Genomic DNA, 19,910 nt, shown 5'->3' with positions numbered 1-19,910 from the left:
CGGGCGGGTGTCATTCGAGTCCGTCGACGAGGGCGAACAGCTCTTCGTCGGTGGCGGCGTCGATGTCGGCTTGCTGTTGCTTCCTGCCCTGGTCGGCGGCCTGTTCGCCGATGGTCTCCAGCAGTCGGCGCAGTCGGCTGGTGGCCTCCTCCCGCACCGGGTCGTCCACCGGCCCGGAGCGCAGGGCGGCCTCCAGCCGGTCGAGTTCGGCGAGGAGCGGTACTGCTGGCGCCTCTTGGGGGGCGAGTTCAGTGCGCAGCCAGCCGGCGAGCGCGGTCGGGGTGGGGTGGTCGAAGACCAGGGTGGCCGGCAGCCGCAGCCCGGTCGCCGCGTTGAGGCGGTTGCGCAGTTCGACGGCGGTGAGTGAGTCGAAGCCCAGGTCCTTGAAGGCCTGTCGGGCCTGCACCCCGTCCGCCGAGTCGTGCCCCAGTACGGCGGCGGCCTCGGCGCGGACCACGTCGGTCAGTATCCGGTCCTGCTCCGAGCGGCCCGCCCCGGCCAGCCGGGTGGCGAGTTCGCCCTTGCTGTCGCTGCGGGACACGCTGCCTGCGGCGGCCCGCTCCGCGGCCAGTCGGCGGATCTCCGGAATGTCCCGGACCAGCGGCAGATCCAGCTCGTCCGCCGAGCCCGGTGCCGAGCCCAGCTGCTGCCAGTCGAAGTCCATCACCGTCACCGTCGGCTCCGGACCGTCCAGCGACTCACCCAGCGCCCGGACGGCGAGCTGGGGGTCCATCGGCGGCATCGGGAGCCGTCGCATCCGGGAGCGGATGGCTTCGTTGGATTCACCCAGGCCGCCACCGCCCCACAGGCCCCAGGCCACCGCCAAGCCGGCCAGTCCGCGACCGCGCCGGTTCTCCGCCAGCGCGTCCAGGAAGGCATTGGCCGCCGCGTAGTTGCCCTGACCCGGACCACCCAGGGTCGAGGCGGCCGAGGAGAACAGTACGAAAGCGTCCAGATCCAGGTCCGCAGTCAGCTCGTCCAGGAGCGCCGCGCCGTGGGCCTTCACACCCAACACGGCCTCCAGCCGCGGGGTGGTGAGGCGGTCCAGCACACCGTCGTCGAGCACGCCCGCGGTGTGCAGCACCGAGGACAGCTTCGGACCGCTACGGCCGATCCAGGCCAGCAGGTCGGTCAGGGGACCTCGTTCGCTGACATCGCAGGAGATCACGTCCACGTGGGCGCCAGCGGTGGCCAGCTCTGCGGCCCGTGCCGCGACATCGGCGGCTGCCGGGCCGGAACGGCCCGCCAACACCAAACGCTCGGCACCCCGGCCCGCCAGCCACCGCGAAACATGCCCGGCAATGGCACCGGTGCCACCGGTGACCAGTACGGTCCCCCGCGGCGTCCAGGGTGCGCGGGGGCTGCGTCGCGGCACCCGCGACATCCGCCGCCCCAGGGTTCCGGCCGCACGGATGGCGACCTCGTTCTCCTTGCAGCCGGCCAGTACACCGACCAGCCGTGCACCGGACCGCTCGTCGAGTGTCTCCGGCAGGTCAACCAGACCGCCCCAGCGCTCGGGGTGCTCCAGCGCGACCACGCGGCCCAGGCCCCAGACCTGCGCCTGCACCGGACGGGCCAGTACCTCGCTGCGGCCGACCGCGACCGCACCGCGCGTGGCGATCCACAGCGGCGCCTCGATCCCGGCGTCGCCCAGAGCCTGGACCAGGCCCAGGGTGGCAGCCAGACCGGCGTTCACCACCGGGTGATCCGGCAGCGGCGTCTCATCCAGCGCCAGCAACGACAGCACCCCGGACACCGCCGACGCATCCGCCGCACCAGTCAGCAACGCGGTCAGCTCGGCCCGGGTCACCGTCCCGGCCGGGACCTCGACCGTTACGGTCTCGGCTCCGCGGGCGCTGAGCGCGGCCGCGCACTGCTGCGCCGCATCGCCGTCCACCCCAGCCGCGACCACCACCAGCCACGTGCCGGACAGCAGTCCGGCATCCGGCTCGGCAATGGCCGACCAGCCCGTGCGGTAGCGCCAACCGGCAGTGGTCGAACGATCCCGTTCGCGGTGACGCCAGGACGCCAGCGCCGGCAGCACCTCGTTGAACGGGCGCCCGCCCTCCAAAGCCAGCACATCACCCAGCCCGGACAGGTCACCGTCCTCGACAGCCGCCCAGAACGCCGACTCCGCATCAGTACTAGCCCCGGCTCCAGCCCCGGCCCCGGTCCCGGTCCCGGCGGTTGCGGAACCAGGCATCGGCAGCACCAGCATGCCCTCCGGCCAGAACCGGTGACGACGGAACGCGTACGTCGGCAGCTCAACCTGCTCGCCCACGGGCAGCACCGACGCCCAGTCCACCGACGCGCCGCTGACAAACGCCTCCGCCAGCGAGGTCAGCAGGCGCTCGGCACCACCGTCATCACGCCGGAGCGTCCCGCACACCCCAGCAGGCTCCCCACCCGCCTCCTGGGCGAGGTCCACGAGGGTGTCGTTCATCGCCCCCATCAGCACCGGATGCGGCGTCACCTCGACAAACAGTTGATGACCACGACCCGCCAGCACCCGCACCGCGCGGTCGTAATGCACCGTCGCCCGCAGACTGCGATACCAATAGCCGGCGTCCAGCTCCTCACCGGTCAGCGTCTCGCCGGTCATCGCCGAGACCATCGGAACCCGGCCCCGGCGCGGGGAGACCCCGGCCAGAACGGAGGTGATCTCCTCCTCCAACCGGTCCACCTGCGCCGAGTGTGAGGCATAGTCCACCGCGACCATGCGGGCCCGGGCACCGTCCGCTTCGAACTCGGACTTCAGCTCCTCCAGCGCGGCCGGTTCACCCGAGATCACGGTGGCCGAGGGGCCGTTGACCGCCGCCAGGGACAGCCGGTCCCCGAACTGGACCAGACGTTCCTGGACCTCCGGCGCCGGGCGGCTGACCGACAGCATGCCGCCCGCACCCGCCAGCACCTTCAGCGCGCGCGACCGCAACGCCACCACGCGGGCGCCGTCCTCAAGCGACAGCATCCCCGCCACCGTCGCCGCAGCGATCTCCCCCTGCGAATGGCCCACCACGGCTTCCGGGACGACACCCGCGGCCTCCCAAACAGCAGCAAGAGAGACCATCACCGCCCACAACGCGGGCTGGACGACATCCGCCGCCTCCAACGCCGGAGCACCCTCCACACCCGCCAACACCTCAGTCAGCGACCAGTCCACGTACGGCGCCAACGCCGCCGCACACTCATCGAGCCGCGCCGCGAACACCGGCGAAACCCCCGCCAGCTCCCGGCCCATCCCCAGCCACTGCGAACCCTGACCAGCGAAGGCAAACACCGGACGGACGCTGGAGCGGGCCACGCCGGACACCACCACGCCGGATGGAACACCCGACGCCACGCTTTCCACGCCGCCGAGCAACTCGGCACGCCCCGTACCCACCACGACAGCCCGGTGCTCGAAGACGGAACGCGTCGCCGCCAGCGACCAGGCCACATCAGCCGGCTCCAGCTCCGGACGCATCGCCGTCCACTCCCGCAGCCGCCCCGCCTGCGCCGTCAGCGCATCAACGGTCCGACCGGACAGCACCCAGGCGCCGGCACCGGTGACGACCGGGGCCTCCGGTTCCCCGGATTCCTCGACGGCTTCGGCGTCCTGCGCTGCGGGGGCCTCTTCCAGGATGACGTGCGCGTTGGTGCCGCTCATCCCGAACGCCGAGACAGCAGCCCGCCGCACCCGATCACCGGTGGAGGGCCACGACGCCGATTCGGTGAGCAGCCGCACCGCACCCGCCGACCAGTCCACGTGTGAGGACGGCACCTCGGCATGGAGGGTCCGCGGCAACCGCTCGTACTGCAGGGCCAGCACCATCTTGATCACACCCGCCACACCGGCCGCGGCCTGGGTGTGACCAATGTTGGACTTCACCGACCCCAGCCACAGCGGGTCACCCTCGCCACGGTCCTGACCGTAGGTGGCCAGCAGCGCCTGCGCCTCGATCGGGTCACCCAATGTCGTCCCGGTGCCGTGGGCCTCGACCACATCCACCTCAGCAGGAGACAGCCGGGCATTCGCCAACGCCGCGCGGATCACGCGCTGCTGCGAGGGCCCGTTGGGCGCGGTCAGACCGTTGGACGCACCGTCCTGATTGACCGCACTGCCCCGCAGCACCGCCAGCACCTTGTGGCCATTACGGCGGGCATCGGACAGCCGCTCCACCACAACCATGCCGGCGCCCTCGGCCCAGCCCGTACCATCCGCCTCCTCGGAGAAAGCCCGGCACCGGCCATCGGCCGACAGCCCCTGCTGACGGGAGAAGTCGATGAACGTACCCGGCGTCGCCATCACCGTCGCCCCACCGGCCAGCGCCAGCGAACACTCCCCCGACCGCACCGCCTGCGCCGCCAGATGAAGCGCCACCAACGACGACGAACACGCCGTGTCCACCGTCACCGCCGGACCCTCCAGACCCAGCACGTAGGACACCCGGCCGGACAGGACACTGGTCGCATTGCCCGTCAGCACATGGCCCTCGGCACCGGAGTCATCCTGACTCATGGAAATGCCGAGCCCGTAGCCGGAGGTGAAGCCGCCGGCGAAGACACCAGTGGCACTCTCCCTCAGCGAGGCCGGGTCAATGCCGGCCCGCTCCAGCGCCTCCCAGGACGTCTCCAGCATCAGCCGCTGCTGCGGATCCATCGCCAGCGCCTCACGCGGACTGATCCCGAAGAACCCCGCATCGAACTCGGCCGCCTCCCGCAGGAACGCACCCTGCGCGACATACGAGGTGCCCTCGCGCTCCCCCTCCGGATCGTAAACACTCTCCAGGTCCCAGCCACGGTCGGTCGGGAAGTCACCCACACCGTCACCACCGGAAGCAAGGAACTCCCAGAACTCCTCCGGACTGCCCGCTCCGCCGGGGAATCGGCACGCCATCCCGACGATCGCCAGCGGCTCGTCCGCAGGCGCCGCCACCACAGTGACCGCCGGAGCGGCCGTGCCCTCTTGCTGCCCGGTCAGCTCGTCGCGCAGGAAGGCAGCCAGCGCCAGCGGGGTGGGGTAATCGAAGACCAGAGTCGACGGCAACCGCAAACCGGTCACCGCATTGAGACGGTTACGCAGCTCGACCGCAGTCAGCGAATCAAAACCCAGATCCTTGAACGCCCGACGGTCCTCCACCGCATCGGCCGAGCCATAGCCCAACACCACCGCAGCCTCGCCGCGTACCACGTCGGTGAGCATCCGCTCCTGCTCCGATCGGCCCAGCCCAGCCAGCTGACGGGCCAGCTCACCCTCCGCAGGCGCCACGGTGACCGCGTTCCCCGCCGTCGCCAGCAGCTGACGGACCTCGGGCAGGTCCCGCACCAACGGCCGCTTCAGCACCTCCACAGCCCCCGGGCCGGACGCCAGCTGCGCCCAGTCCACGTCCATCACCGTCACCACGGCATCCGGACCCTGCAACGCCTCGGCCAGCGCGCGGACTGCGAGCCGCGGATCCATCGGCGGCATCGCACCACGCTCAACCCGCGCCCGCACCACACCACTCGACGCAGCCATACCACCGCCCGACCACGGACCCCAAGCCACCGCCAGACCAGCCAGCCCACGACCACGCCGGTTCTCCGCCAACGCATCCAGGAAAGCATTGGCCGCCGCATAGTTACCCTGACCCGAACCCCCCAGAGTCGCCGCCGCAGCCGAGAACAGTACGAACGCGTCCAGGCCCAGGTCCGCGGTCAGCTCATCCAACAGCACCGCACCATGCGCCTTCACCCCCAGCACGCTCTCCAGCCGCGCAGCGGAGAGACGGTCCACCACACCGTCATCCAGCACACCCGCGGTATGCAACACCGACGACAGCCGAGGGCCGCTCGCACCGATTCGGCCCAGCAGCCCGCTCAGACAGGACCGTTCGCTGACGTCACAGGCGACGACCTCCACAGCCGAGCCGGCCACGGCCAGTTCGGCCGCCAGCGCTGCCGCGCCCACAGCCCCCGGACCCGATCGGCTGGTCAGCACCAGGCGCTCGGCACCCCGGCCCGCCAGCCACCGCGAGACATGTCCGGAAATGGCGCCGGTGCCACCGGTGACCAGTACAGTGCCGCGCGGTGTCCAGCTCTCCCGCACACCACGCCCCGAGACATGCGCAAGCCGACGACCCAATACCCCGGCCGCCCGGATCGCGACCTCGCTCTCGCCGCAGCCGGCCAGCACCGCCACCAACCGCGCACCGGACCGCTCATCGAGCGTCTCCGGCAGATCGACCAGACCACCCCAACGCTCGGGGTGCTCCAGCGCGACCACCCGGCCCAGACCCCACACCTGCGCCTGCACCGGACGGGCCAGTACCTCGCTGCGGCCGGCCGCGACCGCACCGCGCGTGGCGATCCACAGCGGCGCCTCGATCCCGGCATCACCCAGAGCCTGCACCAGGCCCAAGGTGGCAGCCAGACCGGCATTCACCACCGGGTGATCCGGCAGCGGCGCCTCGTCCAGCGCCAGCAACGACAACACACCGGACACCGCCGACGCATCCACCGCGCCGGACAGCAACGCGGCCAGCTCCGCCCGGCCCACCGCCCCGGCCGGGACCTCGACCACCACGACCTCAGCACCACGGGCCGCCAGCGCCGCCACACACCGGTGCCGCAGCTCCTCCGCACAACCAGCCGGCGCAAGCAGCACCCAAGCACCGGTCAGCACACAAGCATCAGACTCGGCAACAGGCGACCAAACAGTCCGGTAACGCCAGTCGGCAGTAGCCGAACGGTCCAGCTCACGACGCCGCCACGACGCCAACGCCGGCAACACCGCACCCAGCTGACTCTCATCCTCCAAAGCCAGCGCCTCCGCAAGCTGCTCCAGATCACCACCCTCCACAGCCGCCCAGAAACCAGCCTCCGCCTCGCTGCCAGCCCCGGCCTCGATAGCAACCGCTGATGGCATGAGCGGGAGAACGCCCTCGGGCCAGTAGCGCTGGTGGCGGAAGGCATACGTGGGCAGCTCCACCTGCTCACCGGCGGGCAGCACCGACGCCCAGTTGACCGGAGCACCGTGGACGAAGGCACGAGCCAGACCGGACAACAGGCCAGTGGTGCCTTCGTCATCACGCCGCTGGAGCGGGACGAAGGCGGGCTCGGCGCCGTCCACGCCGGCGACCGCGTCGGGGCCCAGGGAGGAGAGTGAGCCGTCCGGGCCCACTTCGAGGAAGACCGAGACGCCTTCCGCTGCGAGGGTGGCTACTGCGTCGGCGAACCGTACGGTCCCGCGGGTCTGCGCAGGCCAGTAGCCTGCCTGCGGCTCAGACACCAGCTCACCGGTGAGGGCGCCGGCCCACATCACCTCCGGGCGACGGAACTCCAGCCCCTCCGCAACGCTACGAAGCTCCTCCAGCACCGGGTCCATGGCTGAGGAGTGGAAGGCGTGCGAGACCCGCAGCCGCCGCACCCGACAGCCCCGGCCCCGCCACAACTCCACCACCGCATCAACCGCCTCGGCAGCGCCGGAAATCACCACCGACTCCGGGCCATTGACCGCGGCAATGGCCACCTCACCCGGCACCTCGCCGAACGAGGCGATCACTGCCGTCTCTGAGGCGTTGACCGCCGCCATCGCGCCACCCGACGGCAGTTCCTGCATCAGCCGGGCCCGGGCGGCTACCAGAGCGCAGGCGTCCGGCAGCGACAGCACCCCGGCCACATGGGCCGCGGCCACCTCGCCCACCGAATGACCCACCACCGCGTCCGCCACCACACCAGCGGCCTTCAACACCGCAGCCAGGGCCACCTCGAAAGCGAACAGCCCCGCCTGCGCATGCAGCGTCTGATCCGCCAGGCCAGCGTCCACCTCCTCCACGCCCAACACCACGTCCCGCAGGCACACCGCAGTCCCCAGTTCCAGTTCCAGCAGCCCGCACACCCGGTCGAAGACCTCGGCGAACACCGCACTGCCCGCATACAGGCCCCGGCCCATACCCACCCACTGCGCACCCTGCCCCGCAAACACCAGACCCACCCGGACATCCGCCCGAGCCACACCCGACACCACTTCGGGCGAGGAGATTCCGGCGGCCAGCTTGTGCAGGTCGGACAGCAGCCCGTCACGTTCGGTGCCGAGCACCACCGCACGGTGCTCGAACGCCGACCGCGTCGCCGCCAGCGACCAGGCCACATCGGCCGCCTCCAGTTCCGGGCGCGCCGACACCCACTCCCGCAACCGACCGGCCTGCGCCGACAACGCCTCAGCCGTACGGCCCGACACCACCCACGCAGCAGCATCCGCAAGAGCCGCAACCGGCTTCTGACCGATGCCCTCGCTGCCCGCCTCAACCGTGGGGGCTTCCTCCAAGATGACGTGCGCGTTGGTGCCGCTGATACCGAACGCCGACACCCCGGCCCGACGCGGACGCTCACCCGCCGGCCACGGCACCGACTCCGTCAGCAACCGCACCGCACCCGCCGACCAGTCCACATGCGACGACGCCACATCAGCATGCAACGTCCGCGGCAACCGCCCATGCTGCAACGCCAGCACCATCTTGATCACACCCGCAACACCCGCAGCAGCCTGAGTGTGACCAATGTTCGACTTCACCGACCCCAACCACAACGCATCACGGTCACCACGGTCCCGGCCATAGGTCGCCAACAACGCCTGAGCCTCAATCGGATCACCGAGCGTAGTGCCGGTGCCATGCGCCTCGACGACATCCACATCCCCCGGCGCCAGCCGGGCATTCGCCAACGCCGCACGGATCACCCGCTGCTGCGAAGGCCCGTTGGGCGCCGAAAGACCATTCGACGCACCATCCTGATTCACCGCCGTACCACGAACAACGGCCAGCACCCGGTGCCCATTACGCCGCGCGTCCGACAGCCGCTCCACCACCAGAACACCGGCACCCTCGGCCCAGCCCGTACCGTCCGCATCCTCCGAAAACGCCCGGCACCGGCCATCAGCCGACAACCCCTGCTGCCGGGAGAACTCCACGAAGGAGAAGGGGGTGGCCATTACGGTCACACCGCCGGCCAGGGCCATCGAGCACTCCCCGGAACGCAACGCCTGGGCGGCCAGGTTGAGCGCCACCAGCGAGGACGAGCAGGCCGTGTCCACCGTGACCGCCGGGCCTTCCAGGCCCAGGGCGTAGGAGACCCGGCCGGAGAGGACGCTGGTGGAGTTGCCGGTCATCAGGTGGCCCTCGACGCCGGAGCCGTCCTGGCCGGTGAGTGCCATGCCGATGGCGTAGCCGGAGCCGAAGCCGCCGGCGAAGACGCCCGTCGAACTGCCGCGCAGAGACGACGGGTCGATACCGGCGCGCTCCAACGCCTCCCAGGACGTCTCCAGCATCAGCCGCTGCTGCGGATCCATCGCCAGCGCCTCACGCGGACTGATCCCGAAGAACCCCGCATCGAACTCGGCCGCTCCCCGCAGGAAGGCACCGGAGTCGGTGTAGGAGGTTCCGGTGCCGTGTCGGTCCGGGTCGAAGAAGCCGTCCAGGTCCCAGCCGCGGTCGGTGGGGAAGCCGCCCACCGCGTCGCCACCGGAGGACAGCAGCTCCCAGAACTCCTCGGGGCTGCTCGCACCACCGGGGAAACGGCAGGCCATACCGACGATCGCCAGCGGCTCATCCGCAGCAGGGGCTGCGGAGACCGGCGCAGCGGCTGCGGTCTGCGTCACCTGTCCGGTCAGTTCGCCGTGCAGGAAGGCGGCCAGCGCGACCGGGGTGGGGTGGTCGAAGACCAGGGTCGCCGGCAGCCGCAGTCCTGTCGCCGCGTTCAGTTGGTTGCGCAGTTCGACGGAGGTCAGCGAGTCGAAGCCCAGGTCCTTGAAGGCCTGCCGGGCCTGTACCCCGTCCGCCGAGTCGTGCCCCAGTACGGCGGCGGCCTCCGCGCGGACCACGTCGATCAGTATCCGGTCCTGCTCCGAGCGACTCATCCCGGCCAGCCGGGCGGCGAGTTCGCCGTCGGCGCGGAAGGCCGGTCCGGTGCTGCTGTTGTTGGCACGGGCGGCGGCCAACCGCCGGATCTCCGGCATGTCCCGGACCAGCGGCATCTCCAGGACATGCGCCGTTCCCGGCGCCGCGCCCAGCTGCTGCGGGTCGAAGTCCATCACCGTCACCGCGGCGTCCGGGCCGTCCATTGCCTCGATCAGGGCCTCCACCGCGAGCTGGGGGTCCATCGGCGGCATCGCGGTCCGGCGCATCCGGGAGCGGATGGCCTCGTTGGACTGCGCCAGGCCGGCGCCGCCCCACAGCCCCCAGGCCACCGCCAGGCCGGCCAGGCCACGACCGCGCCGGTTCTCCGCCAGCGCGTTCAGGAAGGCATTGGCCGCCGCGTAGTTGCCCTGACCCGGACCGCCCAGGGTTGAGGCGGCCGAAGAGAACAGTACGAAAGCGTCCAGATCCAGGTCCGCGGTCAGCTCGTCCAGGAGCGCCGCGCCATGGGCCTTCACACCCAACACGGCCTCCAGCCGCGGGGTGGTGAGGCGGTCCACGACGCTGTCGTCCAGGACGGCGGCCGTGTGCAGTACGGAGGAGAGCCGGGGACCGCCGGCGTCGATCCGGCTCAGCAGCCCGGCCAGACGGTTCCGTTCGCTGACATCGCAGGCGACGACCTCCACGGCGGAACCGGCCGCGGCCAGTTCGGCCGCCAGCGCTGGCGCGCCCACAGCCCCCGGACCCGAACGGCTGGTCAGCACCAGGCGCTCGGCGCCCCGGCCGGCCAGTCGCCGCGCGACGTGTCCGGCGACCGCCCCGGTTCCACCGGTGATCAGCACCGTGTCGCGAGGCGTCCAGCCATTTTCCGGGCCGTTGCTGTGTGGGACGCTCGACAGCCGTCGGCCCAGGATTCCGGCCCGTCGGACGGCGACCTCGTTCTCGCCGCAGCCGGCCAGTACCGCCACCAGCCGCGCACCACCACGCTCATCGAGCGTCTCCGGCAGGTCAACCAGACCACCCCAACGCTCGGGGTGCTCCAGCGCGACCACCCGGCCCAGACCCCAGACCTGCGCCTGCACCGGACGGGCCAGTACCTCGCTGCGGCCGGCCGCCACCGCACCACGCGTGGCAACCCACAGCGGCGCCTCGATCCCGGCATCACCGAGAGCCTGCACCAGGCTCAGGGTGGCAGCCAGACCGGCATTCACCACCGGACGGTCCGGCAGCGGCGCCTCGTCCAGCGCCAGCAACGACAGCACACCGGACACCGCCGACGCATCCACCGCACCGGTCAGCAATGCCGCAATCTCGGCCCGGCCCACCGCCCCGGCCGGGACCTCGACCGTTACGGCCTCGGCACCGCGAGCGCTGAGCGCGGCCGCGCACTGCTGCGCCGCATCATCATCGACCCCAGCCGCAACCACCACCAGCCACGTACCGGACAGCAGCCCGGCATCCGGCTCGACAATGGCCGACCAGCCCGTGCGATAACGCCAACCGGCAGTGGTTGAACGATCCCGCTCACGACGCCGCCACGACGCCAACGCCGGCAACACCTCGTTGAACGGACGCCCACCCTCCAAAGCCAACGCATCACCCAGCCCCGACAGGTCACCGCCCTCAACAGCCGCCCAGAACGCCGACTCCGTATCAGTGCTCGCGCCCTCCCCGGCAGCAGCAAGCGAACCGCCCGTCGGCAGCGCCAGCATGCCCTCCGGCCAGAACCGTCGACGCCGGAACGCATACGTCGGCAACTCAACCTGCTCACCGACAGGCAACACCGACGCCCAGTCCACCGACGCGCCGCTGACAAACGCCTCCGCCAGCGAGGCCACCAGGCGATCCACACCACCGTCGTCCCGCCGCAGCGTCCCACAGACGGCGCCCGGCTCTGCCCCCTGGCCAGCCACCTGAGCCAGGTCCATAAGGGTGTCGTTCATCGCCCCCATCAGCACCGGATGCGGCGTCACCTCAACAAATAGTTGATGACCACGACCCGCCAGCACCCGCACCGCGCGGTCGTAATGCACCGTCGCGCGCAGGCTGCGATACCAGTACCCGGCGTCCAGCTCCTCACCGGTCAGGGTCTCGCCGGTCATCGCGGAGACCATCGGGACCCGGCCCCGGCGCGGGGAGAGCCTGGCCAGAACGGTGGTGATCTCCTCCTCCAGCCGGTCCACCTGCGCCGAATGCGAGGCGTAATCCACCGCGACCAAACGGGCCCGAGCACCCTGAGCCTCGAACTCCGCCCTCAGCTCCTCCAGCGCGGCCGGTTCACCCGAGACCACGGAGGCCGAAGGCCCGTTGACCGCCGCCAGCGCGGCACGCTCCCCGAAACGGACCAGGCGCTCCTCAACCTCCGCCGCCGGACGGCTGACCGAGAGCATGCCGCCCGCACCCGCCAGCACCTTCAGCGCACGCGACCGCAACGCCACCACACGCGCACCGTCCTCAAGCGACAGCATCCCCGCCACCGTCGCCGCAGCGATCTCACCCTGAGAGTGACCCACCACAGCATCCGGGACGACACCCGCCGCCTCCCACACAGCAGCCAGCGACACCATCACCGCCCACAACGCAGGCTGAACGACATCCGCCGCCTCCAACGCCGGAGCACCCTCCACACCCGCCAACACCTCAGTCAGCGACCAGTCCACATACGGCGCCAACGCCACAGCACACTCATCAAGACGCGCCGCGAACACCGGTGAGGTACGGGCCAGCTCCCGCCCCATCCCCACCCACTGCGAACCCTGACCAGCAAAAGCAAACACCGGACGAGCATTGGAACGGGCCACACCGGACACCACCGAACCAGCCGGAACACCCGACGCCAGGCCCCCAAGCCCCGCCAGCACCTGCTCACGGCATCCGCCCACGACCACCGCACGGTGCTCGAAAACCGACCGCGTCACCGCCAGCGACCACGCCACATCAACCGGCCGAAGAGCCGGACGAAGCGAAACCCACTCCCGCAACCGCCCCGCCTGCGCCGACAACGCCCCAGCAGTCCGCCCAGACAGCACCCAAGCACCGACATCGACACCGACACCGGCGTCCGCGGCCAGCACTGCCGCCTTCGGAGTCGTCGGGTCCTCAAGGCCCTCTGCCGTCTCGATGTCCTCCGGTGCGGGGGCCTCCTCCAGAATGAGGTGGGCGTTGGTACCGCTGATGCCGAAGGAGGAGATGCCGGCGCGTCGCACCCGGTCGCCGTCGGACGGCCAAGGTACCGACTCGGTGAGCAGCCGCACCTCACCGGCCGTCCAGTCCACGTGGGTGGAGGGCACCTCGGCGTACAGGGTCTGCGGCAGTTGCTCGTGCTGGAGGGCCAGCACCATCTTCATGACACCGGCGACACCGGCGGCAGCCTGGGTGTGACCGATGTTGGACTTCACCGAACCCAGCAGCAGCGAGCCGCGGTCACCTCGGTCCTGGCCGTAGGTGGCCAGCAGCGCCTGGGCCTCGATGGGGTCACCGAGTGTGGTGCCGGTGCCGTGCGCCTCGACCACGTCGACATCGGCGGTGGTCAGGCCGGAGTTGGCCAGCGCGGCGCGGATCACCCGCTGTTGGGAGGGTCCGTTGGGGGCGGTGAGGCCGTTGGAGGCGCCGTCCTGGTTGATGGCGGAGCCGCGGAGCACGGCGAGCACCGGGTGTCCGTTGCGGCGGGCGTCGCTCAGGCGTTCCACCACGAGCATGCCGGCGCCCTCGGCCATGCCCATGCCGTCGGCCTGGTCGGAGAACGCCTTGGAGCGGCCGTCCGCGGCCAGGCCCCGGGCGTGGGAGAACGCCAGGAAGCCGTCCGGGCTGGCCATGATGGTGACGCCGCCCGCCAGGGCCAGCGAGCACTCACCGGTGCGCAGGGCCTGGGCGGCCAGGTGGAGCGCGACCAGCGAGGAGGAGCAGGCGGTGTCCACGGTGACCGCCGGGCCCTCCAGGCCCAGAGTGTAAGAGACCCGGCCGGACAGCACGCTGGCAGCGTTGCCGGTCATCAGGTGGGCGCCGAGGTTCTCCAGTTCTTCCTCGTCGGTGACGCTGACGGCGAGGTAGGAGGAGCCGTAGCCGCCGACGAAGGCGCCGGTGTGGCTGCTGCGCAGGGTCGCCGGGTCGATGCCGGCGCGTTCCAGGGCCTCCCAGGACGTCTCCAGCAGCAGGCGCTGCTGCGGGTCCATGGCGAGGGCCTCGCGCGGGCTGATGCCGAAGAAGCCGGCGTCGAAGGCGCCTGCGTCCTGCAGGAACCCGCCCACCTGTGTGTAGGAGGTACCGGCGTGCTCGATGTCGGGGTCGTAGAGCGCTTCGAGGTCCCAGCCGCGGTCGGTGGGGAAGGTGGACAGGCCGTCGGTGCCGTCGGCGAGCATCTGCCACAACTGTTCGGGGCTGGTCACGCCGCCCGGGAAGCGGCAGGCCATGCCGACGATGGCGATCGGCTCGTCCGCGGTGTACGCGGCGGTGGTCTGCGGGGCGGCGGGTGACGCGCTCTGCGGCAGGTCGTCGGTCAGCTGCTCGTGCAGCAGCCGGGCCAGCGCCGTCGGGTTGGGGTGGTCGAAGACCAGGGTGGTGGGCAGCCTCAGTCCGGTCGCCGCGTTGAGGCGGTTACGGAACTCGACGGCGATCAGCGAGTCGAAGCCCAGGTCGGTGAAGGGCCGGCCGGCCTCGATGGCGTCGCCCGAGGGGTGCCCCAGTACGGCGGCCGCGTGGCTGCGGACGAGATCGAGCAGGAGCCGGTCGCGCTCCGGGCCCAGTTGCGCGGCCAGGTGTGCGCGCAACTGGTGGGAGGTGCCGGCGCCGGAGTCGCCGGCGGCCGAGGTGACGGCGGCCCGGCGCGGGGCGAGGTCGTCGGCCAGCTCCGTCCAGAGGGCGGGGATGCCGGTGGCGGCTGCCTGGGCCCGCAGCGCGGCCTTGTTCAGCCGGGCCGGGACGAGGAGCGCCTCGGTCCGTTCGAGGGCCAGGTCCAGCAGCGTCAGGCCCTGGTGCTCGTCGAGGGCGGTGAGGCCGGAGCCGGTCATCCGGCGCAGCATCACCTCGTCGAGGTCGCGGCCGATGCCGGCCTGCGGCATCCACGGGCCCCAGGCCAGCGCGGTACCGGCCAGCCCGGCGGCCCGCCGGTGGCCGGCCAGGGTGTCCAGGAAGGCGTTGGCCGCCGCGTAGTTGCCCTGACCTGCGCCGCCGAAGGCGGAGGCCACCGAGGAGAACAGGACGAAGTGGTCCAGGTCCAGGTGCCGGGTGAGGTCGTGCAGGTGCCAGGCGGCGTCCGCCTTGGGGCGCAGGACGGCTGCCAGCTGCTCGGCGCTGAGGGAGCCGATCAGGCCGTCGTCGATGATGCCGGCGGTGTGCACGACGGAGCGCAGCGGGCGGTCGGCGGGGATCGTGTCCAGGACGCCGGCCAGGGCGTCCCGGTCGGCCGCGTCGCAGGCGATCACCCGGACATCCGCGCCGTGTGCGGCTATCCGGGCGGCCAGGGCGGCGGCGCCGGGGGCGGCCGGACCGGAGCGGCTGAGCAGCAGGGTCTCGTGGGCTCTGCCGGTGGCGGCCAGGTGCCGGGCGACGACCCCGCCCAGGGTTCCGGTGCCGCCGGTCACCAGTACGGTGCGCGGGTGTGCCGCGGCGGGTGCGGGGGTCGGTGCGGTGCGGTCGGTGACGGTGGGGCGGACCATGCGCCGGGCGTAGCCGCTCTGGTGCCGTACGGCCAGTTCCGGTTCACCCGTGGCCAGTGCGGCGGGCAGCGCGGCGGTGTCGCCGGCGCTGCCGTCCGCGGGGAGGTCGGCCAGCACGAAGCGGTCGGGGTGCTCTGTCTGGGCCGATCGCAGCAGGCCCCAGACGGCGCCCGCGGCCGGGTCCGCGACCTGCTCGCCGGGGTGCACCAGCACGCCGCCCCGGGTCACCAGGACGAGCTTGGACGCCTCCAGCTCGGGTGCGGCGAGCCAGTCCTGCACGAGGGTCAGGGCTTCAGTGGCGACCTGGCGGGCGGCCTCGGCGATTCCGTGGGCATCCGTCCCGGCGGGTCCGCTGTGTGTGGTGGTGCCGCTGTGTTTGGTGGTGCCGCTGAGGCAGGCGAGCACGGTGCTCGGTACGGTCTCGCCCGCACCGACAGCGGCCACGAGTTCGGCGATTCCGGCATGGCTGCGGACCGGTGTCCCGGCGGTGGTGAGCTGCTCGGCCACGGCGAAGCGGTCGGCGCCGATCAGCGCCCACGGCCCGTCCGGGGCCGGGGCCTGCGAGGGGTTGGGGGAGCCACTGCGGTGCAGCGGAAGCCACTCCACGGTGAACAGGGCGTCGCGGGTCCACGCGTCGTCGCCCTGGAGCTGGTCGGCGGAGAGCGGCCGGGTCCGCACCGATTCCACCGAGACCACCATCGCTCCGGTGGGGTCGGCGGCGGTCAGTGCCAGGGTGTCGTCGGGGTTCCGGCGCAGCCTGATGCGCAGTACGGACGCGCCGGCGGCGTGCAGTTCCACGCCGCTCCAGGCGTGGGGCAGGCGGATCCGGTCGGGTCCGTCGTCCGTGGCCCGCCCCTGGGCCTGCCCGGCCACGCGGTCGGCGAGCAGGGCCGCGTCGAGCAGCGCCGGGTGGAGGGCGTACGGGTCCGCGGTGCCGGCGTCCGACGGCAGTGCCACCTCGGCGAAGATGTCCGCGCCGCGCTGCCAGACGGCCTGCAGGCCCTGCTGGGCGGGGCCGTAGACGTCGGCCAGTTGGACGGTGTAGAGGTCGTCGATGTCCAGTGCCCGGGCGTTGCGCGGCGGCCAGGCGGTGAGGTCGGCCGGTGTCCGGACCGCGTCCGGCGCGGGAGTGCGGGCCGGGGCGACGACGGCTGTGGCGTGCCGGACCCAGCCGTGCTCCTCCTCCGAGCGGTCCGGGCGAGCGAAGACGTCCACCTGGCGGTAGCCGTCCTCGTCGCCCGCGCCGACGACCACCTGGAGCTGCGTCCCGGGGCCTTCGGCGGGCAGCATCAGCGGCTCGTGCAGCGTGAGTTCGGTCAGCAGCGGGCAGCCCGCCTGGTGGCCCGCGCTGACGACCAGCTCCACGAAGCCGGTGCCGGGCAGCAGCGTCACGCCGCCGACCGTGTGGTCGGCCAGCCAGGTCTGGGTGTGTACGGACAGCCGTCCGGTGCACACCAGCTGGTCCTCACCGGCCAGCTCGACGACGGCGCGCAGCATGGGGTGACCCACTGCTTCCAGGCCCAGCTCGGCAGGGTCGCCGACGCCCGGCTTCACCGTGCCGGGCAGCGCCATCATGCCCTTGGGCCAGTAGCGCTGGTGCCGGAAGGCATACGTGGGCAGCGCCACCTGCTCACCGGCGGGCAGCACACGCTTCCAGTCCACCGGCACGCCGTGGACGAAGGCACGGGCCAGACCCGTCAGCAGGTCGGTGGCGCCTTCCTCGGTGCGCCGCTGGAGCGGGACGAAGGCGGGCTCGCCGCCCTCCAGGCCGGCGACCGCGTCGGGGCCGAGGGAGGAGAGTGAGCCGTCCGGGCCCACTTCGAGGAAGACCGAGATGCCTTCCGCTGCGAGGGTGGCTACTGCGTCGGCGAACCGTACGGTCCCGCGGGTCTGCGCAGGCCAGTAGCCTGCCTGCGGCTCAGACACCAGCTCACCGGTGAGAGCGCCGGCCCACATCACCTCCGGGCGACGGAACTCCAGCCCCTCCGCAACGCTACGAAGCTCCTCCAGCACCGGGTCCATGGCTGAGGAGTGGAAGGCGTGCGAGACCCGCAGCCGCCGCACCCGGCAACCCCGGCCCCGCCACAACTCCACCACCGCATCGACCACCTCGGCCGCACCCGAAATCACCACCGACTCCGGACCATTGACCGCGGCAATGGCCACCTCACCCGGCACCTCGCCGAACGAGGCGATCACTGCCGTCTCTGAGGCGTTGACCGCCGCCATCGCGCCACCCGACGGCAGTTCCTGCATCAGCCGGGCCCGGGCGGCTACCAGAGCGCAGGCGTCCGGCAGCGACAGCACCCCCGCCACATAGGCCGCGGCCACCTCGCCCACCGAATGACCCACCACCGCATCCGCCACCACACCAGCGGCCTTCAACACCGCAGCCAAAGCCACCTCGAAAGCGAACAGCCCCGCCTGCGCATACAACGTCTGATCCGCCAGGCCCGCAGCCCCGCCGTCGCCATCGCGGTCGCTGTCCAGGACCACATCCCGCAGACGCACCCCGAGCCCGAGCTCCAGCTCCAGCAGCCCGCACACCCGGTCGAAGACCTCGGCGAACACCGCACTGCCCGCATACAGGCCACGGCCCATACCCACCCACTGCGCACCCTGCCCCGCGAAGATCAAGCCCACCCGGACATCCGCCCGAGCCACACCCGACACCACCACAGGCGACGGAACCCCGGCCGCCAGGTCTGCCACTGCGGACAGCAGCTCCTCGCGCTCCGTACCCAGCACCACCGCACGGTGCTCGAACGCCGACCGCGTCGCCGCCAGCGACCACGCCACATCAGCCGCGCCCAACCCCGGACGCGCCGACACCCACTCCCGCAACCGACCGGCCTGCGCCGACAACGCCTCAGCCGTACGACCCGACACCAGCCAGGCGCCGGAGCCCGGCAGCAGCGGCTCGGCGGCGTGGCTGCCGGTGTCCTGAGGTGCGGTGTCCGTGCCGCCCTCGCCGTCCGTCCCGGTCTGCACCTCGGCGGGCTCCTCCGCAGGGGCCTCCTCCACGATGACGTGGGCGTTGGTGCCGCTGACGCCGAAGGAGGAGACGCCGCCGCGCCGGACCCGCTCCCCCAGCGGCCAGGAGTGGGCCTGGGTCAGCAGCTCGATGTTTCCGGCCGACCAGTCGATGTGCGGCGAGGGCTCTTCGGCGTGCAGAGTCTGCGGCATCTGCTGGTGTTGCAGCGCCAGCACCAGCTTGATCACACCGGCGATGCCGGCGCCGGCCTGGGTGTGGCCGATGTTGGACTTGACCGAGCCCAGCCGGACCGGCTGGTCCTCCGCGCGGCCCTGGCCGTAGGTGGCCAGCAGGGCCTGAGCCTCGATGGGGTCGCCGAGCGTGGTGCCGGTGCCGTGCGCCTCGACCAGGTCGACATCGGCGGTGGACAGGCGGGCGTTGGCCAGGGCGGCGCGGATGACCCGCTGCTGGGAGGGACCGTTGGGGGCGGCCAGCCCGTTGGAGGCGCCGTCCTGGTTGATCGCTGAGCCGCGGATGACCGCGAGCACCGGGTGCCCGTTGCGGCGGGCGTCGGAGAGCCGCTCCAGTACGACCATGCCGGCGCCCTCGGATATGCCCATGCCGTCGGCGTCGGCGGAGAAGGCCTTGCAGCGGCCGTCCGCGGCCAGCCCCAACTGCTTGGAGAACTGGGTGAACATGACCGGGACGGTGGTGACCGTGACGCCGCCGGCCAGCGCCAGCGAGCACTCCCCGGACCGCACCGACTGTGCGGCCAGGTGGAGCGCGACCAGGGAGGAGGAGCAGGCGGTGTCCACGGTGACCGCCGGGCCCTCCAGGCCCAGCGCGTAGGAGACCCGGCCGGAGATGACGCTGGTGGAGGTGCCCGTCATCAGGTGGACGTCCAGGTCCTCGTCCGTGCCGAAGCCGTAGCCGGACAGCGAGGCGCCGGCGAAGACGCCGGTCGAGCTGCCGCGCAGGACGTGCGGGTCGATGCCGGAGCGCTCCAGCGCCTCCCAGGCCACCTCCAGCAGCAGCCGCTGCTGCGGGTCCATCGCCACCGCCTCGCGGGGGCTGGTCCCGAAGAACGCGGCGTCGAACCCGCTGGCGTCCGTGATGAACCCGCCCTCGGGGAGCCTCGTGCTGCCGTCCGGGTCCTGGACCCGCAGTTGCGCGAGGTCCCAGCCGCGGTCGGTGGGGATGTCGGCGATCCCGTCGCGTGCGGTGGCGAGCAGGTTCCAGAAGTCCTCCGGAGTGTCGACTCCTCCGGGGTAACGGCAGCCGATGCCGACGACCGCAATGGGCTCGTGGCTGCGTTCCTCGACCTCACGCAGGCGCTGCCGCGTGTTGTAGAGGTCCGTGGTCACCCACTTGAGGTAGTCGCGGAGGGCCTCTTCATCTGCCATCGGATCT

At 71.9% G+C, this 19,910-nt stretch carries 1 protein-coding gene; it reads right to left on the bottom strand.

Annotated elements, in window-relative coordinates:
* Window positions 1-10 precede the first annotated feature (10 nt).
* Entirely contained in the window at window positions 11-19,903 is a 19,893-nt protein-coding gene (locus AB0A97_RS35690) for a type I polyketide synthase (RefSeq protein ID WP_361158257.1), read from the bottom strand.
* Window positions 19,904-19,910: the final 7 nt, after the last annotated feature.

It is taken from the genome of Streptomyces sp. NPDC045470 (genome assembly GCF_040646595.1).
Classification (GTDB): Bacteria; Actinomycetota; Actinomycetes; order Streptomycetales; family Streptomycetaceae; genus Streptomyces.
This window is presented reverse-complemented; position numbering and strand designations above follow the sequence as displayed.

Coding starts and splice junctions, on each gene's coding strand:
- AB0A97_RS35690 (WP_361158257.1), bottom strand. CDS start 19,903: ATGGCAGATGAAGAGGCCCTCCGCGACTACCTCAAGTGGGTGACCACG.